This window comes from Micromonospora sp. NPDC047756, from assembly GCF_055587245.1.
The window spans coordinates 172,224-194,440 of record NZ_JBVJGQ010000008.1; the positions used below are offsets into that span (position 1 = coordinate 172,224).

The 22,217-nt window shown below is 69.2% G+C and carries 22 protein-coding genes and 1 tRNA gene; 9 read left to right on the forward strand and 14 right to left on the reverse strand.

Annotated elements, in window-relative coordinates:
* Window positions 1–329 precede the first annotated feature (329 nt).
* Window positions 330–1,841 (reverse strand): 30S ribosomal protein S1, encoded by a 1,512-nt coding sequence (gene rpsA / locus ACZ6NZ_RS26440; RefSeq protein ID WP_091407939.1) that lies wholly within the window; start codon window positions 1,839–1,841, stop codon window positions 330–332.
* Window positions 1,842–2,338: 497 nt separating this feature from the next.
* Between rpsA and ACZ6NZ_RS26445 the strand changes: the two genes are divergently transcribed.
* From ACZ6NZ_RS26445 to ACZ6NZ_RS26460, 4 genes are all read left to right on the forward strand, one after another.
* Complete coding sequence (locus ACZ6NZ_RS26445) at window positions 2,339–3,145, forward strand: class I SAM-dependent methyltransferase (RefSeq protein ID WP_465860766.1); 807 nt, start codon at window positions 2,339–2,341, stop codon at window positions 3,143–3,145.
* A 106-nt stretch (window positions 3,146–3,251) separates the two neighbouring features.
* The gene (locus tag ACZ6NZ_RS26450; RefSeq protein ID WP_465860767.1) at window positions 3,252–3,803 is read left to right on the forward strand and encodes a Uma2 family endonuclease; all 552 of its coding nucleotides are present in this window, start codon (window positions 3,252–3,254) and stop codon (window positions 3,801–3,803) included.
* Between the two features lie 36 nt (window positions 3,804–3,839).
* Window positions 3,840–4,052: a hypervirulence associated TUDOR domain-containing protein gene (locus ACZ6NZ_RS26455; RefSeq protein ID WP_465860768.1), complete on the forward strand. Its 213-nt coding sequence runs from the start codon at window positions 3,840–3,842 to the stop codon at window positions 4,050–4,052.
* The gene (locus ACZ6NZ_RS26460) at window positions 4,045–4,392 is read left to right on the forward strand and encodes a DUF3140 domain-containing protein (protein ID WP_465860769.1); all 348 of its coding nucleotides are present in this window, start codon (window positions 4,045–4,047) and stop codon (window positions 4,390–4,392) included. Before ACZ6NZ_RS26455 ends, ACZ6NZ_RS26460 begins: the two co-directional genes overlap by 8 nt.
* A gap of 249 nt (window positions 4,393–4,641) precedes the next feature.
* On the opposite strand, the gene polA is transcribed toward ACZ6NZ_RS26460, so the two are convergent.
* Window positions 4,642–7,341, reverse strand: coding sequence for a DNA polymerase I (gene polA / locus ACZ6NZ_RS26465; protein ID WP_465860770.1), 2,700 nt, complete (start codon window positions 7,339–7,341; stop codon window positions 4,642–4,644).
* A 324-nt stretch (window positions 7,342–7,665) separates the two neighbouring features.
* On the opposite strand from polA, the gene ACZ6NZ_RS26470 reads away from it, so the two are divergent.
* Window positions 7,666–7,977: a hypothetical protein gene (locus ACZ6NZ_RS26470; RefSeq protein ID WP_465860771.1), complete on the forward strand. Its 312-nt coding sequence runs from the start codon at window positions 7,666–7,668 to the stop codon at window positions 7,975–7,977.
* A 220-nt stretch (window positions 7,978–8,197) separates the two neighbouring features.
* Here ACZ6NZ_RS26470 and ACZ6NZ_RS26475 read toward each other — a convergent pair whose 3' ends face one another.
* The 10 genes from ACZ6NZ_RS26475 to ACZ6NZ_RS26520 form a co-directional block, all read right to left on the reverse strand.
* Entirely contained in the window at window positions 8,198–9,004 is an 807-nt protein-coding gene (locus ACZ6NZ_RS26475) for an amino acid ABC transporter ATP-binding protein (RefSeq protein WP_366613217.1), read from the reverse strand.
* Complete coding sequence (locus ACZ6NZ_RS26480; RefSeq protein WP_355007595.1) at window positions 9,004–9,981, reverse strand: amino acid ABC transporter permease; 978 nt, start codon at window positions 9,979–9,981, stop codon at window positions 9,004–9,006. Before ACZ6NZ_RS26480 ends, ACZ6NZ_RS26475 begins: the two co-directional genes overlap by 1 nt.
* Before the next feature lie 3 nt (window positions 9,982–9,984).
* A complete protein-coding gene (locus ACZ6NZ_RS26485; protein ID WP_366613219.1) occupies window positions 9,985–10,896 on the reverse strand; it encodes an ABC transporter substrate-binding protein in 912 nt (303 codons plus the stop codon).
* Window positions 10,897–10,931: 35 nt separating this feature from the next.
* The gene (locus ACZ6NZ_RS26490; RefSeq protein WP_366613221.1) at window positions 10,932–11,642 is read right to left on the reverse strand and encodes an ABC transporter ATP-binding protein; all 711 of its coding nucleotides are present in this window, start codon (window positions 11,640–11,642) and stop codon (window positions 10,932–10,934) included.
* Window positions 11,632–12,477, reverse strand: coding sequence for an ABC transporter ATP-binding protein (locus ACZ6NZ_RS26495; protein ID WP_465860772.1), 846 nt, complete (start codon window positions 12,475–12,477; stop codon window positions 11,632–11,634). Before ACZ6NZ_RS26495 ends, ACZ6NZ_RS26490 begins: the two co-directional genes overlap by 11 nt.
* On the reverse strand, window positions 12,470–13,579 hold the full coding sequence (locus tag ACZ6NZ_RS26500; RefSeq protein WP_091407909.1) for a branched-chain amino acid ABC transporter permease: 1,110 nt from the start codon (window positions 13,577–13,579) through the stop codon (window positions 12,470–12,472). Before ACZ6NZ_RS26500 ends, ACZ6NZ_RS26495 begins: the two co-directional genes overlap by 8 nt.
* The gene (locus ACZ6NZ_RS26505) at window positions 13,576–14,526 is read right to left on the reverse strand and encodes a branched-chain amino acid ABC transporter permease (RefSeq protein WP_091407906.1); all 951 of its coding nucleotides are present in this window, start codon (window positions 14,524–14,526) and stop codon (window positions 13,576–13,578) included. The genes ACZ6NZ_RS26500 and ACZ6NZ_RS26505 overlap by 4 nt, the downstream gene beginning before the upstream one ends.
* 109 nt (window positions 14,527–14,635) lie before the next feature.
* Window positions 14,636–15,796, reverse strand: a complete 1,161-nt coding sequence (locus tag ACZ6NZ_RS26510) for a branched-chain amino acid ABC transporter substrate-binding protein (RefSeq protein WP_465860773.1) — start codon at window positions 15,794–15,796, stop codon at window positions 14,636–14,638.
* A 257-nt stretch (window positions 15,797–16,053) separates the two neighbouring features.
* Window positions 16,054–17,223 (reverse strand): Kelch repeat-containing protein, encoded by a 1,170-nt coding sequence (locus ACZ6NZ_RS26515; RefSeq protein WP_465860774.1) that lies wholly within the window; start codon window positions 17,221–17,223, stop codon window positions 16,054–16,056.
* 13 nt (window positions 17,224–17,236) lie between these two features.
* Entirely contained in the window at window positions 17,237–17,857 is a 621-nt protein-coding gene (locus tag ACZ6NZ_RS26520) for an ANTAR domain-containing response regulator (RefSeq protein ID WP_091408093.1), read from the reverse strand.
* 83 nt (window positions 17,858–17,940) lie between these two features.
* On the opposite strand from ACZ6NZ_RS26520, the gene ACZ6NZ_RS26525 reads away from it, so the two are divergent.
* A tRNA-Leu gene (locus ACZ6NZ_RS26525) sits at window positions 17,941–18,023 on the forward strand.
* 31 nt (window positions 18,024–18,054) lie between these two features.
* Entirely contained in the window at window positions 18,055–18,804 is a 750-nt protein-coding gene (locus tag ACZ6NZ_RS26530; RefSeq protein WP_465860775.1) for a transcriptional regulator, read from the forward strand.
* A 7-nt stretch (window positions 18,805–18,811) separates the two neighbouring features.
* On the opposite strand, the gene ACZ6NZ_RS26535 is transcribed toward ACZ6NZ_RS26530, so the two are convergent.
* Window positions 18,812–19,663, reverse strand: a complete 852-nt coding sequence (locus ACZ6NZ_RS26535; RefSeq protein ID WP_465860776.1) for an alpha/beta fold hydrolase — start codon at window positions 19,661–19,663, stop codon at window positions 18,812–18,814.
* Between the two features lie 95 nt (window positions 19,664–19,758).
* Between ACZ6NZ_RS26535 and ACZ6NZ_RS26540 the strand changes: the two genes are divergently transcribed.
* Entirely contained in the window at window positions 19,759–20,427 is a 669-nt protein-coding gene (locus ACZ6NZ_RS26540) for an NAD-dependent epimerase/dehydratase family protein (RefSeq protein WP_465860777.1), read from the forward strand.
* Here ACZ6NZ_RS26540 and ACZ6NZ_RS26545 read toward each other — a convergent pair whose 3' ends face one another.
* On the reverse strand, window positions 20,428–21,579 hold the full coding sequence (locus ACZ6NZ_RS26545) for a trans-sulfuration enzyme family protein (protein WP_465860904.1): 1,152 nt from the start codon (window positions 21,577–21,579) through the stop codon (window positions 20,428–20,430). It lies immediately after the preceding gene.
* 111 nt (window positions 21,580–21,690) lie between these two features.
* Here ACZ6NZ_RS26545 and ACZ6NZ_RS26550 point away from each other — a divergent pair, with 111 nt between their 5' ends.
* Entirely contained in the window at window positions 21,691–22,170 is a 480-nt protein-coding gene (locus ACZ6NZ_RS26550) for an Lrp/AsnC family transcriptional regulator (RefSeq protein WP_465860778.1), read from the forward strand.
* The last annotated feature ends 47 nt before the right edge of the window (window positions 22,171–22,217 follow it).

Sequence of the window (22,217 nt, forward strand, 5' to 3'; positions counted from 1 at the left end):
CCTGATGTTGCGCGGATCATGACGACGAACCCCGCCCCGGAGACACCGGAAGCGGGGTTCGAGCCCGCCCATGACCGCCAAGGTCGTGCTCCAACCAGGATGTAGTGGTGTGCAGCCGCGGGGGAGGCCACTACATCATGGATTGAGCACGATCTTGGCGGGACGGTCGGCCGGCGGGCCGGTCAGCGGGGCAGCGGGGCGGCGGGACGGCCAGTGGGGCGGCGGGGCGGTCAGCGGGACGGCGGGCCGGACAGGCGGCGGATACGGCGAGGGCCCCGCCCCCAACGATCCGGAGATCGCGGGGACGGGGCCCGTCGTCGTTCAGCGGGTCACTTACCGCCGGCGAGCTTCTCCCGCAGTGCGGCGAGCGCCTCGTCGGTGGCCAGCGTGCCGGCCGGCTCCTCGGCCTGCCGGCTCGGGGCCGGGCTGGACGAGGAGGTGGTGCCACCGCCACCGCCGCCGGCAGCGGCCGGAACGGCCGGAGTCGGGTTGGCGGCAGCCTCGGCGTCGGCGGCCCGAGAGGTCTGCACCTGCTTGGTGTGGGCCTCCCAGCGCAGACGAGCCTCGGCGTACTGGTTCTCCCAGGTCTCGCGCTGCTTGTCGTACCCCTCGAGCCACTCGCCCGTCTCCGGGTCGAAGCCCTCGGGGTAGATGTAGTTGCCCTCGGTGTCGTACGTCGCGGCCATGCCGTAGAGCGTCGGGTCGAAGTGCTCCTCGCCCTCGACGAAGCCCTCGTTGGCCTGCTTGAGCGACAGCGAGATCCGGCGACGCTCCAGGTCGATGTCGATGACCTTGACCATGACCTCGGAGCCAACCTGGACGACCTGCTCCGGGATCTCCACGTGGCGCTCGGCCAGCTCGGAGATGTGGACCAGACCCTCGATGCCGTCGTCCACGCGGACGAACGCACCGAACGGAACCAGCTTGGTGACCTTACCCGGCACGATCTGCTGGATCGCGTGGGTGCGGGCGAACTGCCGCCACGGGTCTTCCTGGGTCGCCTTCAGCGACAGCGAGACCCGCTCGCGGTCCAGGTCGACGTCCAGGACCTCGACCTCGACCTCCTGGCCGACCTCGACGACCTCGGACGGGTGGTCGATGTGCTTCCAGGACAGCTCGGAGACGTGCACCAGACCGTCGACGCCGCCGAGGTCCACGAACGCGCCGAAGTTGACGATCGAGGACACGACGCCCTTGCGGACCTGGCCCTTCTGCAGCTTGTTGAGGAACTCGGTGCGCACCTCGGACTGCGTCTGCTCCAGCCAGGCCCGGCGGGACAGGACCACGTTGTTGCGGTTCTTGTCCAGCTCGATGATCTTGGCCTCGAGCTCCCGCCCGACGTACGGCTGCAGGTCGCGCACACGACGCATCTCGACCAGGGACGCGGGCAGGAAGCCGCGCAGCCCGATGTCGAGGATGAGGCCGCCCTTGACCACCTCGATGACCGAACCGCGGACGACGCCGTCCTCGTCCTTGATCTTCTCGATCGTGCCCCAGGCCCGCTCGTACTGCGCCCGCTTCTTGGAGAGGATCAGACGACCCTCCTTGTCCTCCTTCTGGAGGACCAGGGCCTCGATGTGGTCACCAACCGTCACAACCTCGGCGGGGTCCACGTCGTGCTTGATCGACAACTCCCGAGAGGGGATGACACCCTCGGTCTTGTAGCCGATGTCGAGCAGGACCTCGTCCCGATCGACCTTGACGACGGTGCCTTCGACAATGTCGCCGTCGTTGAAGTACTTGATGGTCTCGTCGATCGCGGCGAGGAATGCTTCCTCGGAACCAAGATCGTCGTGGGTGACCCGGGTGGCGCTCGAGGGGGCCTCGATGCTGCTCGTCATGTGGGCGGTTGCTCCGGTCGGTGGGTTGTCACAGCAGGCTGGTGTGTCGCAGTGACCTGTTCGCGCCAGCGGATCCGTCGCCGGGCACACCGAACGATCGCCTAGTGAGATCATGATGTGGCTCCGTCGACCGCGCACCTGCTCCCTGCCGAGGCAACGCGATCCGCGAGCGCATCGTCTAGCCTACCGTGCGCATTACCACAGCGTGCAAGCCCTCCCGGCTTCTCTTCGTGCGATGACCTGCGAAAGCCGAACAATCGCCCGGAAAAGACCACCGCTGTCTCCTGCGTCACAGCAGCCCCTCCCGCCCCTGTCGGCGCGCACCACGAGCCGCCGTGGTCGCTCCGGCTTCCAGGGTGTCGCCGCGGCCCGCCGCGGGCCAGTTTCCCGCGGATCGAACACCGCGACGTCACCGACACCGGGTCGATCAAGCCCGCCGCGCGGATCGTGGACGCGCCGCCGTGCCCAATGGGGTGGGTGGGGCCTAGCGTGAGCGCGTGGATGACGACAGCCGGGTTACCCGGCGCCGGGTGGGTGACGCCGAGGCCCGGCGGGCCAACCGCGGCTGGTGGGACACCGACGCCGACGACTACCAGGCCGAACACGGCGCGTTCCTCGGCGACGTCGACTTCGTGTGGTGCCCCGAGGGCCTGCGCGAGGCCGACGTCCGGCTGCTCGGCGACGTGTCGGGGCGGCGGGTGCTGGAGGTGGGCGCCGGCGCCGCGGCGGCCGCCCGCTGGCTCGCCACCCAGGGTGCCCGGCCGGTCGCCTTCGACCTGTCCGCCGGCATGTTGCGGCACGCCGCCGAGGCCGCCGACCGCACCGGGGTACGCGTACCGCTGGTGCAGGCCGACGCGCTCGCCCTGCCGTTCGTCGACCGGTCGTTCGACGTCGCCTGTACCGCGTTCGGCGCGATCCCGTTCGTGGACGACTCGGCGGCGCTGCTCGCCGAGGTGCACCGGGTGCTGCGCCCGGGTGGCCGGTGGGTGTTCTCGGTGACCCACCCGATGCGGTGGATCTTCCTCGACGACCCCGGCGAGGGCGGCTTGACCGCCGTGCACTCGTACTTCGACCGTTCCCCGTACGTCGAGCAGGACGAGACCGGCGTGGCCACCTACGTCGAACAGCACCGCACCCTCGGCGACCGGATCCGCGAGCTGGTCGGTGCCGGGTTCCGGCTGTTGGACCTGGTGGAGCCGGAGTGGCCGGAGGGACACGAGGGGATCTGGGGGCAGTGGAGCCCGCTGCGCGGACGACTCTTCCCCGGCACCGCCATCTTCGTCACCGAGAAGCCCGCCGAGTGAGCGCCGCACCCGTTGTCCGACGTGCGAGCCATCGACCGCCGGTAGGCTCGTGCCCATGAGCGCCGAGCCCGTTCCGACATCACCTGGCCCCTGGTGTCCGGATCCGATGCGGCAGCAGCGTGCCGACTACACGCTGGAGGACCTGCTCACCCTGCCGGACGACGCCCCCCGCGTCGAACTCGTCGACGGAGTTATCCAGGTGACACCCTCCCCCACCCTGGGCCATCAAGACATCTCGTTTCTGCTGCGGATGTGGCTCCACACGCACGCGCCGGCCCACCTGCGGGTCTCGCAGGCCGTCGGAGTCGGGCTCAGCCCCAACACCAGCCGTCAGCCGGACGTTCTGGTCTGCCGCGCTGAGGTGCCGTCCAACCGGTCTACTCTTCGGCCGTCGGACGTCCTGCTCGCCGTGGAGATCGTCTCGCCGGGAACGCGTCGAATCGACCGGTTCGCGAAACCGGGTGAGTACGCCGCGGCGGGTATCCCGTTCTACTGGCGGATCGAGCAGGACCCGGTGCACGTGTACGCGTACCGGATCGGTGATCGGGTGGGGCCGGGCGGTGAGCGGCAGTACGAGCTGGTCGCCGGCGGCGCCGACGTGATCGAGTTGGCTGACCCGTTCGACATCAAGCTGCCGGTCGCCGAGATCACGCCGTAGTCGTTTCGCCCCAGCCGGGTCGGGTAGCCGAGGACCATGGCCGAACCGAGATTTCACAAGGGCGACCATGTCTCCTGGTCGGCCCACGGCAGCCGCGCGTACGGCGTGGTGCAGGAGACGATCACCGAGCGGACCAGGGTCAGCGGGCGGGCGGTGAACGCGGCCCCCGACGACCCGCAGTACCGGGTCCGCAGTGACGGCACGGGCCGCGACGTGGCCCACCGACCCGAGGCGTTGCGCCATGAGTAAGAGCGACGAGGGCCGGGACACCTACCGGGAGTTCACCGAGGCGGTGAACATGAAGCCCGGCGAGCTGTCCACGTGGCTGGAGACCGACGAGTCGAAACAGGTCGGCTGGCACAGGGGCGGTCGCGCGGGTGGTGGTGAGTCCGTCGGGCACGAGTCCGGCCGGAAGATCATCAACCTGCTCCGTCGCAAACGCGGCGATCTGTCCGAGGGCGACTACAAGCACATGCGCAAGGTCGTCGGCTACGTACGCCGGCACATGGCGCAGCGCCCCTCCGGCAACGTCCGCGACACCAAGTGGCGCTGGTCGCTCATGAACTGGGGCCACGACCCCATGAAGTAGCCGGCCAGCGCCGCACGGGGCACCACTCCGGGCGGATGGCCGCCTGGCTGGCCGAACGCCCGCTCGATCTGCTCAACGTCGGCGACTCGTGGCTCAGAACGCCACGATCCGCGCCCGTCGGCGAGTGCCCAACCACGCCAGCGGCCGCGACCTGGTCAGGGGTCCCGGGCCAGCCCGACCCGCGCAGGGATCAAGCCTGACCGCCCGGAGTGGGTCGGGCTGCCCCGGAACCCCCACACCGCAACCACATCAGTGATCGGCGCTGTTCCAGTCCCGGCCCAGACCGACCGACACCTCCAGCGGCACCGACAACGGGTGAGCCTCGCCCATCTCCCGCCGGACCAGGGCCTCCAACGCCTCCCGTTCGCCCGGCGCGACCTCGAAGACCAACTCGTCGTGCACCTGCAGCAGCATCCGTGAGCCCAGCCCAGCCTCGCGGAGCGCGGTGTCGACGTGCAGCATCGCCACCTTGATGATGTCGGCGGCGGAGCCCTGGATGGGGGCGTTGAGCGCCATCCGCTCCGCGATGTCACGGCGCTGCCGGTTGTCGCTGACCAGGTCGGGCAGGTAGCGGCGTCGGCCGAGGATGGTGGACGTGTAGCCGTCCTGGCGGGCGCGGGCCACCACCTGCTGAAGGTAGTCACGCACCCCACCGAAGCCGGCGAAGTAGTTCTCCATCAGCCCGCGCGCCTCTTCGGTGCTGATGCTGAGCTGTTGGGACAGGCCGAAGGCGCTCAGGCCGTACGCCAGGCCGTAGTTCATGGCCTTGATCTTGCGGCGCTGGTCCGGGGTGACCTCGTCGAGCGGCACCCCGAAGACCGACGAGGCGGTGGCGGCGTGGAAGTCGGCGCCGGAGTTGAACGCGTCGATCAGCGCGTCGTCCGAGCTGAGGTGCGCCATGATGCGCATCTCGATCTGGCTGTAGTCAGCGGTGAGCAGAGACTCGTAGCCGCCTCCCACCACGAAGGCCCGACGGATCCGACGGCCCTCCTCGGTGCGGATCGGGATGTTCTGCAGGTTGGGCTCGGTGGAGGAGAGCCGACCGGTGGCCGCCACGGTCTGGTTGAAGGTGGTGTGGATCCGGCCGTCGTCGGAGACCGACTTCAGCAGCCCGTCGACTGTCGACTTGAGCTTGGCCACGTCCCGGTGACGCAGCAGGTGGGCCAGCACCGGGTGCGGCTGCTGCGCGTAGAGCCACTGCAGGGCGTCGGCGTCGGTGGTGTAGCCCGTCTTGATCTTCTTGGTCTTCGGCAGACCCAGTTCGGTGAAGAGGATCTCCTGCAACTGCTTGGGCGAGCCGAGGTTGAACTCCCGACCCACCGCCTCGTACGCGCCCTGCGCGGCGGCCTTCACCTCGGCGGCGAAGTGGGCCTCCAGCTCGGAGAGATAGTCGGTGTCGGCGGCGATGCCGGTGCTCTCCATGGTGGCCAGCACCCGCATCAGCGGCAGCTCCACGCCGGCCATCAGCCGGGCGGACTGCTCGCCGTCGCGGGACAGCTCGGCGTCGATCGCGTCGGCCAGGTCGAGGGTGGCGCGGGCCTGGAGCATCAGGTTCTGCTCGACCACCCCTTCGTCCCCGAGGCCGTCGAGGGTGAGCTGGCCGGACTCGGGGACGTCCACCCGCAGCTCCCGGTGCAGGTAGCGCAGCGCCAGATCGGTCAGGTCGTAGGACCGCTGATCGGGGCGGGCCAGGTACGCGGCGATCTGGGTGTCCCGGACGATGCCGGCGAGCTGCCAGCCGTGCGCGGCGCAGGCCAGCACGGCCGGCTTGCTGTCGTGCAGCACCTTGGGGCGCTGCTCGTCGGCCAACCAGCCGGCCAGGGCGCCCTCGTCGGTCGGGTCGAGCCGTGCCGGGTCGACCCAGGCCGCCGCGCCGCCGGCGGTGGCCAGCGCGAGACCGGTGATCGAGGCGGTGTGCCGGCGGTTGGGGCCGGTGTCGAGTTTGACCGCCAACCCGACCGGGGTGCCGGTCGACACGTGCGTGCTCAGCCACCCGGCCAGCGCGCCGGGCTCGGTGAGCACCTCGCCGGTGAGGTCGAAGCCGGACTCGGCCTCCGGCTCGACCGCCTCCAGGTACTGGTAGAGGCGGTCGCGCAGGATGCGGAACTCCAGGGTGTCGAAGACCTGGTGCACCGCCTCCCGGTCCCACCCCGTCCAGCGGGTGTCCTCCGGGCGCAGCGGCAGCTCCAGGTCGGAGACGAGGCGGTTGATCTCGTAGTTGCGGATCACGTCGGCGAGCCGCTCGCGCAGGCTGTCGCCGGCCTTGCCCTTGATCTCGTCGGCGCGGGCGATCACGCCCTCCACCCCGCCGTACGTGGTGATCCACTTGGCGGCGGTCTTCGGGCCGACGCCCGGGATGCCGGGCAGGTTGTCACTGGTCTCGCCGACCAGCGCGGCGAGGTCCCGGTACTGCTGTGGTGGCACGCCGTACTTCGCCTCGATCGCCGCCGGGTCCATCCGGGCCAGGTCGGAGACGCCCTTGCGCGGGTAGAGGACGGTGATCTGATCGTCGACCAACTGGAACGCGTCGCGGTCACCGCTGCTGATCAGCACCGACATGCCCTGGTCGCGGGCCTGGCAGGCGAGCGTGGCGATGACGTCGTCGGCCTCGAAGCCCTCTTTCTCCACCACCGGGATCTGCAGCGCGGCCAGGACCTCCTTGACCAGGCTGACCTGGCCCTTGAAGTCGGTCGGGGTCTCGCTGCGGCCGGCCTTGTACTCCGCGTACCTGTCGGTGCGGAAGGAGCGGCGGGAGACGTCGAAGGCCACCACGATGTGGGTGGGTTGCTCGTCGCGCAGCACGTTGATCAGCATCGAGGTGAAGCCGTACACCGCGTTGGTCGGCTGCCCCGTCGTGGTGGAGAAGTTTTCCACGGGAAGGGCAAAGAACGCCCGGTATGCCATGGAATGTCCGTCGACGAGAAGCAGGCGCGGTGTCGTAGCTGTCACGGCAGCGACTCTAGTCCGTAGCACCGACAACCTTGCGCCTAACCTCGCGCCCGCGAAGGGTGTCGGGGAACGCCCCGCATCTCACCGGCAGCCAACCCGTCACAGACCTCGACGCTTGGCCGTCACGGCATCGTTGGCGCTGCTGGAGGCACGTTGACGATCTGCCTCGACCATGCGGTTGAGCCGATCACCGATGCCCACGAGCGGCCGGTAGCCCAAGAGGGGGGCCGGCCGGACGGGCAGACACCGGTGGCAAACGGGTGAGCGCGGACGTGATCGATCGACTACGGTACGGAGACACATCTCGATCAACGGGGGTTGCGAATGCGTAAGACGATCATGCAAGTCGTCGTGGCGATGCTTGTCGCGGTGGGTGGGCTCACGGCCACGGCCGCCCCGGCTCAGGCGGGCGGCTGGATCACCATGTCCTTCTACTACCCCTCGGAGGAGAAGCAATGCGAGGCCGACGGCAAAGCGAAGGTCGCCGCCGGTTACACCACCTACTGGTGCATGCCGGGGTTTAGCGGCAGCCGTCCAGTCGCGGCTGAGCGCATCGCCGGTTCGGCAACCACCCAGGCTGTGGCCTGCGATCGGTGCGGTACGCGCGGCTTCTGGCTCCGGCTCTACATTTCCTAGCCCGATTCGGCAGGATGGCGAAACGCCTGGCGGTTCCTCCGCCGGAGCGCGTGTACGCGCTCCGGATCCAACTGACCGACAGGGCGCAGATCCCGGTCTGATGGACTGCGCGCCGGCCGGTGAGGGGTACCCCTCACCGGCCAACTCGCTCGTGCGGCAGTGGCTGACAGGCCACAGCCTCCTTGGCCGCCGGGTCACGCAGGAGTTCCTGACCCCCGGCTCAGAGCACCTTGGCCAGGAACGCCTTCGTCCGGTCGTGCTGGGGGTTGGCGATCACCTCGCGCGGCGCGCCGGACTCCACCACCACACCGTCGTCCATGAAGACCAGCGAGTCGCCGACCTCCCGGGCGAACCCGATCTCATGGGTCACCACGATCATCGTCATGCCGTCGCGGGCCAGATCCTTCATCACGTCGAGCACCTCGCCGACCAGCTCCGGGTCCAGCGCGCTGGTGGGCTCGTCGAAGAGCATCAGCTTCGGCTGCATCGCCAACGCCCGAGCGATGGCCACACGCTGCTGCTGCCCGCCGGAGAGCTGCCCCGGGTAGTTGCCCAGCTTGTCGCCGAGCCCGACCCGGTCGAGCAGCGCGGCGGCCCGGTCCCGGGCGGCGGCCTTGCGCTCCCGGCCCAACAGCACCGGCGCCTCGGCGACGTTCTGCAGGGCGGTCATGTGCGGAAAGAGGTTGAACCGCTGGAACACCATGCCGATGGCGCGGCGCTGGGCGGCGATCTCCTTCTCCCGCATCTCGTGCAGCTTGCCGCCGCGCTCCCGGTAGCCGATCAGGTCGCCGTCCACCCGGATCCGGCCGGCGTTGATCTTCTCCAGATGGTTGATGCAGCGCAGGAACGTCGACTTGCCCGAGCCGGAGGGTCCGAGCAGACAACAGACCTCGCCGCTGCGGACCTCCAGGTCGATGCCCTTGAGCACCTCCACCGACCCGAACGACTTGTGCACCTGCTCGGCGCGGACCATCACGCCGTCGCCGGCCGTTTCCGCGGCCTCCGCCGGTGTCGTCACCTGCGTCATCACCGACCCGCCTCGCTCGCGCTACCGCCGGCCTCAGCGGTGATCCCACGCAGTCTGATCTTCGCTTGGGCGCTCCTGCCGAACCCCCGGGAGAAGTGTCGCTCCAGGTAGTACTGCCCGACGAGCAGCACGCTGGTCAGCAGCAGGTACCACAGGCAGGCGGCCACGTACATCGGGAAGACCTGGAATGTCCGGTTACCCACGGCCTTGAGCTGGAAGAACAGCTCGGTGGAGACCGGCACGAAGGCCACCAGCGAGGTGTCCTTGAGCATCGCGATGGTCTCGTTGCCGGTCGGCGGGATGATGACCCGCATCGCCTGCGGCAGCACGATGCGGCGCAGGATCTGGGTACGGCTCAGGCCCAGCGCCTGCGCCGCCTCGGTCTGCCCCTCGTCCACCGACTGGATCCCGGCCCGGACGATCTCGGCCATGTACGCCGCCTCGGAGAGCCCGAGCGCCAGCATGCCGGCGACGAATCCCGTGAGGATCTCCAGCGCGGAGAAGCCGAACAACCGTGCCTCGAAGTCGTCGACGCCGAAGAGCGCGCCGATCTGCCGATCGAACGGGAGACCGAACTCGATCCGGGCCCAGAGGATGCCGAGGTTGCCGAAGAGGATCGCCAGCACCAGCCGGGGCACGGCCCGGAAGAACCAGGTGTACGCCCAGGAGACGCCCCGCAGGATCGGGTTCTCCGACAACCGCATGATGGCGACGACAACGCCGAGACTGACGCCGATCAGCATCGCCAGCACGGTCAGCGCGAGCGTGCCGCGCAGACCCTCCATGATCGGCGGTCGGAACATCTCGTCGACCATGAAAGCCCAGTTGAACGCCTTGTTCGTCACCAGAAGGTGGACGAACATGGCCACCAGCACCCCGATCACGGCGACCGCGACCCAACGCCCGGGATGCCGGACGGGCACGGCCTGGATGGGTTCCGGCCGTGCCCGTTCGGTTGTGTCCGTTTCCGATGACATGCGTCAGTTGGCGGGGTTCAACGCCGAGGAGGTGATGGCGCCGCCCTCGACGCCCCACTTCTTCAACGCGGTCTGGTACGAGCCGTCAGCGATGACCGCTTGGACGGCCTCCTTGAGCGCCTCGGCGAAGGCGGTCTGGTCCTTCTTGACCGCGTAGCCGTACGGGGCGGACTCGTAGATGTCGCCGAGCAGCTCCAGCGAGCCGTTGCTCTGCTTCACCGCGTACGCCCCGACCGGCGAGTCGGCCAGCATGGCGTCGTTCTTGCCGCTGAACACGGCGGCCGTGGCGTCGCTCTGCGCCTGGTACTGGTCGATGGTGATCGCCGGCTTGCCGCCGGTGGTGCACTTCTTCGACCGGGCGGTGATGTCGTCGACCTGCACGGTGCCGGTCTGCACGGCGATCTTCTTGCCGCAGGCGTTGTCAATGTCGACCTTGGCCGCGTTGCCGGCCTTGGTCACCCACTGGGTGCCGGCGGCGAAGTAGCTCACCATGTTGACGCTCGCGAGGCGCTCGGCGTTGATCGTGAACGACGACACACCGATCTCGTACTTGCCGGAGTCGACACCGGGCAGGATCGCGTCGAACGGCGCCGACTCGTACTCGGCCTTGAGGCCGAGCTTCTGCGCCACCGCGTTGAACAGCTCCACGTCGAAGCCGACCACCGTCTTGCCGTCCTGGTCCAGGAACTCCGCCGGAGCGTACGTCGAGTCGGTGCCGACCTTGATCACACCGTCGCTCTTGATGGCGTCGGGCACCTTCCCGGCCAGCGCCGAGTCGGCCGCCGCCGTGACGGTCGGGCCGGCACCGGACGAGCCGCTGTTCTCCTTCTCCCCGCACGCCGTCAGCGAGAGGGCGACCAGCGCCGCGCTGGCGGCACCGAGCGCCGCCCGCCGGGCACCGTTGGTAATGAACATTTCTGCACTCCTTGCGTGAGGGGTGTGACGGCCGCTCAGGCCACGCCGAGGTATGCCTCTTTGACCGCCGGGTCGTGCAGCAGCTCGGCACCGGTTCCGGACTTGACGATCCGGCCGGTCTCGAGCACGTACGCCCGGTGCGCTCGGGCCAGCGCCTGCTGCGCGTTCTGCTCCACCAGCAGGACGGTGGTGCCCTGCTCGTTGATCTCCTTGATGATGTCGAAGATCTGCTGGATCAGCATCGGCGCCAACCCCATCGAGGGCTCGTCGAGCAACAGCAGCTTGGGCCGGCTCATCAACGCCCTGCCGACGGCCAGCATCTGCTGCTCGCCGCCGGACAGGGTGCCGCCGGCCTGCTTACGCCGCTCCGCCAGCCGGGGGAAGAGGTCGAGCACCCGGGCCAGGTCCTCGGCGATCCCGGCGCGGTCACGCCGGGTGTACGCCCCCATGTCCAGGTTCTCGAGCACCGACATGCCGGGGAAGATCCCCCGGCCCTCCGGCGCCTGGCAGAGCCCCCGCCGGACCCGCAGATCCGCTCGGAGCTTGGAGATGTCCTCACCCTCGAAGCGGATGCTGCCGGTGGCGATCGGCCGAATCCCGGAGATCGCCCGCATGGTGGTCGACTTCCCGGCGCCGTTGGCACCGATCAGCGCGACGATCTCACCCTCGGCCACGGTCAGGCTGATGCCGTGCAACGCCTGGATCCGCCCGTAGAGCAGGCTCACATCGTCGATCTCAAGCAACATCGTCCGGCACCCCCAGGTACGCCGCGACCACCTTCGGGTTGTCCCGCACCTCGGCGGGCAGCCCTTCGGCGATCTTCTTTCCGAACTCCAGCACGACGATCCGGTCAGTGACGCCCATGACCAGGCGCATGTCGTGCTCGATCAGCAGCACGGTCACGCCGGTGTCCCGGACCTGCCGGATGAGCTGGAGCAGCTCCTCCTTCTCCGCCGGGTTGAAGCCGGCCGCCGGCTCGTCCAGGCAGAGCAGCACCGGATCGGTGGCCAGCGCCCGGGCGATCTCCAGCCGCCGCTGCTCCCCGTAGGAGAGGTTGCGGGCGAACTCGTGCAGCCGGTGCCGGATGCCGACGAACTCCAGCAGCCGCTCGGCCTTCTCCCGTCCCTCACGCTCCTCGCGCCGGTGCCGAGGCAACCGGAACAGAGCGGAGAGCACGCTGGTCTTGTGGTGCGCGTCCGCGCCGACCTGGACGTTCTCCAGGGCCGTCATCTCCGGGAACAGGCGGATGTTCTGGAACGTCCGGGCCATACCCATCTGGGTGATCTGGTGGCGCTTCTTCCCGCTGATCTTGCCGCCACGGAACCGGATCTCACCCGTGGTGGGCTGGTAGATACCGGTCATCGCGTTGAAGCAGGTGGTCTTGCCAGCGCCGTTCGGGCCGATCAGCCCGAGGATCTCCCCCTTGTAGAGGGTGAAGTTGACGTTGTCGAGCGCGACCACGCCGCCGAAGCGCAGCGTGACGTCGTCGACCTCCAGCAGCGGCTCCCGGCTGGGGACCGCCTCCACCGCCGGCGCGCCGGCCTGCGCCGGAACAGCCGGCGTCTGATCGGTGTCACTCACCGACGATCACCTCCTTGCGACGGTCTTTGAACTCCGCCGCCCGTCGTCGGTTCGGAATCAGGCCTTCCGGCCGGAAGATCATCATCACCACGAGGACCAGACCGAAGATCAGGAACCGGTACTCGTACAGCTCCACGCCGAACAGCTCGATGCCGCGGAACCGCTCGATCATGTACGCCACCAGGCCACCACCGACGATCGCGCCGACGATGTTGCCCGAACCACCGAAGATCACCGCCGCCAGGATGATGATCGAGTTGAGCAGCTCGAAGTTCTGCGAGTTGACGAAGTTCTGCTTACCCGCGAAGAGCGCGCCGGCCAGGCCGGCGATCGCGGCACCCGAGGCGAACGCCCAGAGCTTGAACTTGAACGTCGGCACACCCATCAGCTGCGCGGCGTCCTCGTCCTCCCGGATCGAGATCCAGGCCCGACCGACCCGACTGTGCGTCAGGTTCCGCACACCGATCACCACCAGGATGATCAGCGTGAGCACCAGCCAGTAGTACGGACGGGCGTCCAGCACGCCGAAGAACGGCTTGCCGTCGGCGTACTTGCCGGGCGGGTGCGGGATCTGGTTGAAGCCCCGCTGGCCCTTGAGGAACTCAGAGCTCACCGCGGCGATCCGGATCATCTCGGCGAAGCCGAGCGTCACGATCGCCAGGTAGTCACCGCGCAGACGCAGCGTCGGCGTACCGAGCATCACACCCGAGAGCATGGTCAGCCCGATCGCCAGCGGCACCACGAGCAGCCACGGCCAGAGCGTCTTGAGGTTGCTGCTCGGCGACGTCAGCACCGCGACGGTGTACGCGCCGACGGCGAAGAAGCCGAAGTAACCCAGGTCGAGCAGGCCGGCGAAACCGACCACGATGTTCAACCCGACGGCCAGCAGCACGTAGATCGAGACGGTGAACAGCACCTGCGTGAAGTTCGCACCAGGGGTCGGGATCGGCCCGAGATACTGGTAGAACTCCCTGTTCGGCAGCGCGTAGAAGAACGCGATCACCGCGACCAGCAACGCCCAACGCACCCAGCGCGGCGCGCCGCGCCACCGTTCTCCGGCCGCCTCGCGGCCAGAGCGCACCCTCTCCAGGACGGTCGTCATGCCCGTGCCCTCCCCAGCGATTCGCCCAGCAGTCCGGTCGGCCGGAACATCAGCAGCACCACCAACACCGCGAAGGCAGCGAAGTCCTTCCACTGACTGCCGAACAGACCGGCGGCGTAGTTCTCCACCACGCCCAGCAGCAGGCCACCGATCAGCGCGCCGCGCAGGTTGCCGATACCACCCAGCACCGCGGCGGTGAAGGCCTTGAGGCCCAGCAGGAAGCCGACGCTGTAGGTCAGGGTCTGGATCCGCACGTCGTACAGCAGACCGGCCACGCCGGCCATGGCACCACCGGTGATGAAGACCATCAGGATGATCCGGTCCTTGTTCACACCCATCAGCGCGGCGGTGTTGGCGTCCTGGGCCACGGCCCGGATGCCCCGACCGGTACGGCTGCGGTTGATGAAGAGGTCCAGCAGGACCATCATCAGCAGCGCCGCGCCGATCGTCAGCAGTTGCACCGAGTCGATCGGCACGCCGAAGAGGTGGAACAGCGGCTTGCTGCTCACCAGACTGGGCGCGCCCTCCGGCAGTCGGCGGGTCCAGATGCCGAAGGCCTCGGAGATCGCGATCGAGGCGCCGATCGCGGTGATCAGGAAGGCCAGCGGCGGGGCGTTGCGCTTACGCAACGGCCGGTACGCCACCCGCTCGATCACCGTCGCCGTGCCCGCCGAGGCGATGGCCGCGACGATCATCGCCACCAGCAGGTAGAACAGGATCGATCCAATCCCACTGACCTGTGAGTTCTGGTCGAGTCCAAAGCCGTTCCAGGTCCAGATCGCCGCGAACGCGCCGGCGATGAAAACCTCGGAGTGAGCGAAGTTGATGAGTCTCAGCACGCCGTAGACCAGCGTGTATCCGAGCGCGACCAGGGCGTAGATCGCGCCCTGGGTCAGGCCGGTCGTGGTGAGTTCCCCGAAGTTGGAGAACAGTCCATTGAAGTCCAAGGGAGGGACGCTCCATCACGTCTGGAGAGAAAATTGGGGTGCGGCCGGGAGCGAGCAGCTCCCGGCCGCACCCGCGATCACAACTCAATCGCCGAAGCAGCGACCAACATCAGGACTTCGGGATCTCCTGGTCCGGGACAACCTTGCCGCCGGTGACCTTGAAGGCCCAGACCTTGACCTGAGCCGGGTCCAGCTCGCCGGTCTCGGTGAACTTGTAGCTCGCCGCGACACCCTCGCCGCTGTAGCCCTTCACGAACTCCAGCAGGCCCTCACGGGTGGTCTTGCCAGCCTTGATACCGGCCAGCAGGATGTTCGCCGCGTCGTAGGCGGTGTCGCTGTAGGTGCCCGGCTCGGTGCCGGTGAGCGCCTTGAACTCCTCAACGAAGGTGCCCCGGGCCTCAGCGGCCGGCTGGCACGGGCAGGTGAGGATGGTGCCCTCGGCCGCCGCCTGACCGGCGGAGGTGATGTACGCACCGTCGTTGACGCCGTCGCCGGCGACCAGCGGCGCGGTGACCCCGGCAGCGGTGAGCTGCTTACGGATCAGGCCGGCCTCCTGGTAGTAACCACCGTAGAAGATCGCCTTCACGTTGGCGGCCTTGACCTTGGTGACCACACCGGAGAACTCGGTCTGCTTGCCCTCGCCCTGGACCTTGTCCGAGCCGACAACCGCCGAGCCGAGCACCTTCTTGACCTCGTCGGCCAGGCCGGCACCGTACGCGGACTGGTCGTCGATGACGTAGACCTTGTCGGCCTTCATCACGTTCTTCATGTAGTTGCCGGCCGCCGGGCCCTGGCTGAAGTCGTTGCCGACCGCGCGGAAGAAGGTCTTCCACTTCTGGTCGGCCAGGCTCGGCCGGGTCGCGGACGGGGTGATGGTCACCAGGCCGGCCTCGTTGAACAGCGGGCCAGCGGCCTCGGACTCACCCGAGTAGGCCGGGCCGACGATGCCAAGGATCTTGGTGTCGTCGATCGCCTTCTGCGCCAGACCAGGTGCCTGGTCGGGGCTGCCCTGCGAGTCCAGGGCGGCCAGCTCGACCTTGCAGTCGGCGTTTTCCTTGTTGTACTTGTCGACGGCGAGCTTGACACCGTTGTTCTCGTTGATGCCGAGCGCGGCCGAGCTGCCGGTCAGCGCGCCGAAGAACGCGATCTTGCTGCCGCAGGCGTCACCGCCGCCGCCTGCCGAATCGTCGCCACTGGAGCATGCGGTTCCGCCGGCGACGAGCGCCACCATGGCGACCCCACCGATAACGCGCGCGAGCTTTTGCCTCAAGGCCCGAACCCTCCTCGTCCCATGGTCCGAACCACCCGCTGGCTATTGGCCCTTGCGGGGGCGGACGAACCAGACCGTCGTCGCCGGTCTGGGGCCGGACGTTATCCCACCGTGGAGCTGTGACGTAAGCCCCAAGCGAGCGGGTTGACCGAACCGTTACACGCCGTGGCGGATTGGAAACGATCCCTGTAAGAACCTTCGGTTGCGAAGCTTTTTCACCTTCGTTTCGTCGGCACTGGCCAGCGGACTTCCGGCGGCTACCGGTCGAGCTCCGAAACCCCCGCCCACCAGGCACGCGATGCCTTTCCATCGTCAGCCACCAGCAGCAGTCGATCTCCAGTCGAGGTCACCGAGACCGCCGTGTCTCCGCTGTCCGGCACGGGCGACGGCACGCTCACCGGCCGCCACGACTCACCCACATCGACCGAGAGCCACAGTGCGTGACGGTCCCCATCCCTCGTCACCGCCACCAACCTCCGCCCGACGGCCACCAGCCCAGCCGCCGACGCCACACCCGGTCCGACCGCACCGAACCCGGCCGCCGGCCGCCAGCCCTCCGTCGTCAGCCGCCAACTGCCGAACCCAGCCCGGACCGGCCCGACCGCCACCGGCACGCCATCCGGCACCGCCACCCGCTGCGCCTGCCCCCGCCCGTCCACCACCGGCAGGGCGGCCCGCCGCCAACTCCGGCCGTCCGCCGAGGACCAGGCCAGCGGCGTCAGCGCCGTACCCCCGGGCGGCAGCACCGCACCCACCACCAGCCAGCCCGACGGCACCGCCACCGCGTCGTACGCCGCCGTCCTCCCCCGCTCGTCACCGGCCAGCTCCGGCGCCCCCTCCACCAGCGCGAACCCGGCCGCGTCCGAGGAGACCCAGACCGCCGCACCGTCGATCCGACTACCGGCGATCAACCAGCCCCGCGGCCCCGCCGCCAGCCGCGCCACGGTGACCGCTCGCGGCCCGGCGTACCGCTCGAAGGGCGCATCCACCTCGTGCAGCGTGCCGTCCGACGCCTGCCTCCAGGTGCCGGTGCGGGGATTGCCGTGCGCGCCCCCGTTCTTCGCCCCGACCGCCGCCAACCGTCCGTCTCGGCAGGCCGCCGCGGAAAGCACGTGCCCTCGGCCGTAGAACGTCACCGGCGCCGTCGGCAGCGGCACCCAGGAACTGGCGTCCGGGCTGGTCCAGGCCGCCGGGTGGGTGTCCCCGGCCGAATCGACCACACCGCCGACCACGTACCACCGGCCGGCACAGGCCGTGGCGTCGCGCACCACCGGTCGACCCGGCACACCCGGCGGGTCCGGCAGAACCACCGACTGCCAGGCCGGCCGGACCGGTGGCGGCTCCGGACAGTCGGGACAGGCCGCGGACTCACAGGACGCCACCAGCACGGCGAGAACGCCGAGCACCGCCCCCATCCGCCTCGACACGGGTCGATGCCGGTCAGGGTGCCGGCAGGGTCACCTCGCCGCCGGCGGTCTCCGCGAGGATCCGCTCGGCAACCTCTTTCATGGTCATCCGGTGGTCCATCGCGGTGCGCTGAATCCACTTGAACGCCTGCGGCTCGGTCATGCCGTACGTGGTCATCAGCGCGCCCTTCGCGCGCTCCACCGACTTACGGATCTCCAGGCGGTCGGTCAGGCTCGCGACCTCCGCCTCCAAGGCCGCAACCTCTGAGTACCGCGACAGCGCGATCTCCACCGCCGGGACCAGGTCGCTCTTCTGGAAGGGCTTCACCAGGTACGCCATCGCGCCCGCCGCCCGCGCCCGCTCCACCAGATCGCGCTGGCTGAACGCGGTCAGGATGATCACCGGGGCGATCCGGGCACCGGCGATACGCTCGGCGGCGGCCAGCCCATCCATGATCGGCATCTTGATGTCGAGAATGACGAGGTCGGGCTTCAGCTCCTCGGCGAGGCGTACGGCTGTCTCGCCGTCACCGGCCTCCCCCACCACCTCGTAACCCTCTTCGACGAGCATCTCGGCGAGGTCCAGCCGGATCAGCGCCTCGTCCTCGGCGATCAGTACGCGCCTACGCTCGGCATCCGTCGGCGTCTCAGCCACCAGCCCTACCCCCACCATCGATCACTGCACGGCTACCACCCATGCTCCCGCATGAGAGTAGTCGGGTACAGTAGGCGCCACCCGCCGGGATGGTGGAACGGCATACACGGAAGTCTCAAACACTTCTGCCCGAAAGGGCTTGCGGGTTCGAATCCCGCTCCCGGCACTTCGTCATACACGTGTTCGACGATGTGGGCGTGCATCCACCGCAGATGCGGGCACAGGCCCGCGCCCTCCGCGCTCGCGGACACAACATCCACGCAGTAGCTCGCACGCTCTCCCTGCCGTACGCGACGGTCTGGCACTGGTGCGTCGATCGACCCGAACCGGTGAAGCGCGGCACGGAGCTACGGTGCTTCCGGTGCCGGTCGGATGTCGAGAATCCGACCGACCCCGCCGCCTACGCCTACCTGCTCGGTCTCTACCTGGGCGACGGTCATCTGGCCGTGTCACCAAAGGTCCCAGTGCTCCGAATCGCTTGCACGGCCACCTATCCGGATCTCACCGACGCGTGCGAGGCCGCCATGCTCGCGGTGCTCGCCGCGCGCGTGCAAAGGATCACCAAGCAGGGCTGCGTCTCGGTCGAGAGCAGCGGTGCGCACTGGCCCTGCCTGCTCCCGCAGCACGGTCCCGGCAAGAAGCACAATCGACCGATCGTCCTCGCCGACTGGCAACGACCGATCATCGAACAGCACCCCGGCGACTTCCTGCGCGGGCTGTTCCACTCCGACGGCTGCCGCGTCGCCAACCGGGTCACGACGAGAGGCCGGCACTACGTCTACCCGCGGTACATGTTCGTCAACGAGTCGGCCGACATCATGCGGCTCTGCCAGTGGGGCCTCGACCTGCTCGGCATCGCCTGGCGGATGAACCGGCGCAACTGCCTCTCGGTGGCGCGGCGCGGCGCTGTCGTCGCGCTCGACCGGCACGTCGGCCCGAAGTCGTGACCGTCGGTCAGGCGCGGGCCATGGCCGGGGTGCCGATGAAGTCCCTGATCGCCTTGGTGACCTCGTCGGCGTGGGTCCACGGGATGCCGTGCGGGGCGCCCTCGAGGGTGACGAGGGTGCCGTCGGGCAGCATCGGGGCGAGCCGTTGGCCGGTCAGCGGGTAGGGCAGCACGGCGTCCTGGTCGCCCTGAACGATGAGGATCGGGAGATCGAGCCGGGGCACGTCGGCGCGGAAGTCGGTGGTGATGGCGTCGATGCACTGGTACATGGCGCGGGCGGAGGCCTGCGCGCCGATGGCCTGGTGCGCCCTGAACGCTTCCTCGCTGACCTGCTGGCCCTTGGTCTGGTCGTAGTTGAAGAAGCTGGTGCAGAAGGCGGTGAGGTAGGCGAACCGGTCGGCAGCGATGGCCTGCCTGAAGCCGTCGAAGACGCTGCCGTCGACGCCGTCGGGGTTGTCCGCGGTCTTGCGCAGGAACGGCGCGAGGGGGGCCAGCAGGATTCCCCGGCTGACCCGGTCGGCGCCGTACCTGCTGAGGTAGCGGGTCACCTCGCCGGTGCCCATGGAGTGGCCGGCGAGGATGGTGTCGCGTAGGTCCAGCTCCGTCATGAGGGTGTCGAGGTCGGCCGCCAGGGTGTCGTAGTCGTATCCGGTGTCGGGCTGGCTGGAGGCCCCGAATCCGCGACGGTCGTAGGTGATGACCCGGTAACCGGCGTTCAGCAGGGGGTTGGCGAGCTTCTCCATGGTGGCGCCGTTGAAGGGGAAGCCGTGGATGAGCACGATGGGTTGGCCGGAGCCGTGGTCCTCGTAGTAGATGTCGATGGCGGTGTTGTTTTCGGTGCCCACGGTGATGAACGGCATGTTCGTCCCTGTCTGTCGGTTCGGCGTTGTCGGCCGGAGCGGCTTTCCCCGGGCGTCAGCGGTCATGCCGATCGTGGGAGCCTGTGGTGCGACCGATGACAGGGGTGGATCTGATGCGGGTGGTCATCTTCGGTGCGACCGGCATGGTCGGTCAGGGTGTGTTGCGGGAGTGCCTGCTCGCCGACGACGTTCGGGAGGTCGTGACGGTCGGCCGGCGGCCGACGGGCCGACCGGATCCGAAGCTGCGCGAGCTGACTGTCGCGGACGTGGGCGAGTTGGCGGGCGTGCGCGCCGAGTTGTCCGGTGTGGACGCGTGTTTCTACTGCCTGGGTGTGTCGTCGTTGGGCCTGGATGAGGCCGCGTACACCCGGATCAGTTTCGACTACCCGGTCGCCGCCGCCCGGTTGCTGGCCGAGGTGAGCCCGCGGGTCACGTTTGTCTACGTCTCGGGGGTCGGGACCGATTCGTCGGGTCGGGGTCGGGTGATGTGGGCGCGGGTCAAGGGCCGCACCGAGAACGCGATCATGGAGTTGCTGCCGAACGGGTACGCGGCGCGGCCGGGGTTCATCCAGCCGACCCACGGGGCGGTGTCGAAGACGCGGTGGTACCGGTTGGGGTACGCGGTGACCCGTCCGCTGTTTCCGGTGCTGCGTCGGTTGCTGCCGAATCAGGTCACCACGACCGACGGGATCGGTCGGGCGATGCTGCGGGTGGCTCGGCAGGGGTCGCCGGTTCGGGTGTTGGGCAACCGCGAGCTGCGCTGATCAGGCGATCGTGTCGAGGGCCTGGGCGAGGTCGGCGCGCAGGTCTTCGGGGTCTTCGAGGCCGACCGAGAGCCGCAGCAGACCGGCTGCGGGTTTGGCGTCGCCGTCGACGGGCCGGTGGGTGAGCGAGGCGGGGTGCTGGATGAGGGTGTCGACGCCGCCGAGGGACACCGCGTGGGTGATGAGCCGGCAGGCGCCGGCGGCGGCGGCGGCGGTGGGCGCGCCGCCGCGTACCTCGAAGGCGAGCAGGCTGCCGGGTCCGGACATCTGTCGCCCGACCAGCGCCGCCGGGTCGTGCACCGAGGGGTGGTGCACCCGGTGTACGGCGGGGTGGTTGCCGAGCCAGCCGGCGAGTTTCTCGGCGGTTGCCTGTTGGGCGCGGACCCGCAGCGGCAGGGTTTGCAGGCCGCGGTGCAGCAGGTAGCCGCCGAGGGGGTGCAGGATCGCGCCGGTGACCGCGCGGACCTGGCGTAGGCGCATGGCCCAGGTGTCGTCGCAGGCGACGACGCCGGCGAGGACGTCGCCGTGTCCGCCGATGCTCTTGGTGGCGCTGTGCAGGACGAGGGTGGCGCCGTGTCGGGCGGGTTGTTGCAGTACGGGGGTGGCGACGGTGTTGTCGACCAGCAGGGGGGTGTCGCCGGCCGCGGCGGCGAGGGCGGCGATGTCGACCAGGTCGAGGGTGGGGTTGGCGGGTGTCTCGACGATGACCAGTGCGGTGTCGGGGCGGATGGCGGTGGCGACCTCGTCGGGGCGCGTCCAGGTGACGGTGGTGCCGAGCAGGCCGGTGGCGAGGACGTGGTCGGTGCCGCCGTAGAGGGGTCGGACGGCGACGACGTGGCGGCGGTCGTCGCGGGTGGCGGCGAGCAGGGTGGCGGTGAGGGCGGCCATTCCGCTGGCGAAGGCGACGGCCTGGGTGGTGCCTTCCAGCTCGGCGAGGGCGCCCTCGAAGCGGGCGACGGTGGGGTTCCAGAGCCGTTGGTAGACGGCGCCGCCGTCGGCGGGGAGGGTGCCGCCGGTGGCGAGTTGCTCGTAGGCGGCGCCGCCGTCGTCGACGGAGGGCAGTGGGTTGGTGGTCGACAGGTCGATGGGTGGTACGTGCACGCCGAGGGTGCGCAGGTCGTCGCGGCCGGCGTGTACGGCCCGGGTGTCCATCGCTGTCATGCTCGGTAGCGTCGAATATCTGCCGTCTGACAATCAATAGTTCGGCATATGATTCTGCTGAACGGCTTGGTTTCCGCTTTGGGTTCGGGCGAGGATGGCACCATGCCCCCTGAGCCGAATGATCTGCGGCCGTATCCGGCCCTGGACGAGGTGGACCGCGCGATCCTGACCGAGCTGGCGGTGGACGGCCGACTGCCGAACAACGCCCTCGCTGAGCGGGTGGGTGTGGCGCCGTCGACGTGTCTGACGCGTACCCGGGCGCTGCGCGAGCGCGGCGCGATCCGTGGTTTCCACGCCGAGGTGGATCCGGCGGCGCTCGGTCTGCCGTTGCAGGCGTTGGTGTCGGTGCGGTTGACCGCGCACGAGCGGGCGGCGGTGGACGGGTTTCGGGCCCGGTCGGTGCGGCTGCCGGGGGTGGTGTCGGTGTTCCACGTGGCCGGCGCGGAGGACTACGTGCTGCATGTGCGGGCGGCGTCCGGTGACGCGTTGCGGGACTTCGTGCTGGACCACCTGGCGGTGGACCCGGTGGTGCAGCACACGCAGACCAGTCTGATCTTCGAGCAGGCGCGCGGGATGGGCTGAGCGGCGGGTGAGGTGGCCGACGAAAACCCGCATGGTGGAACAAAGCC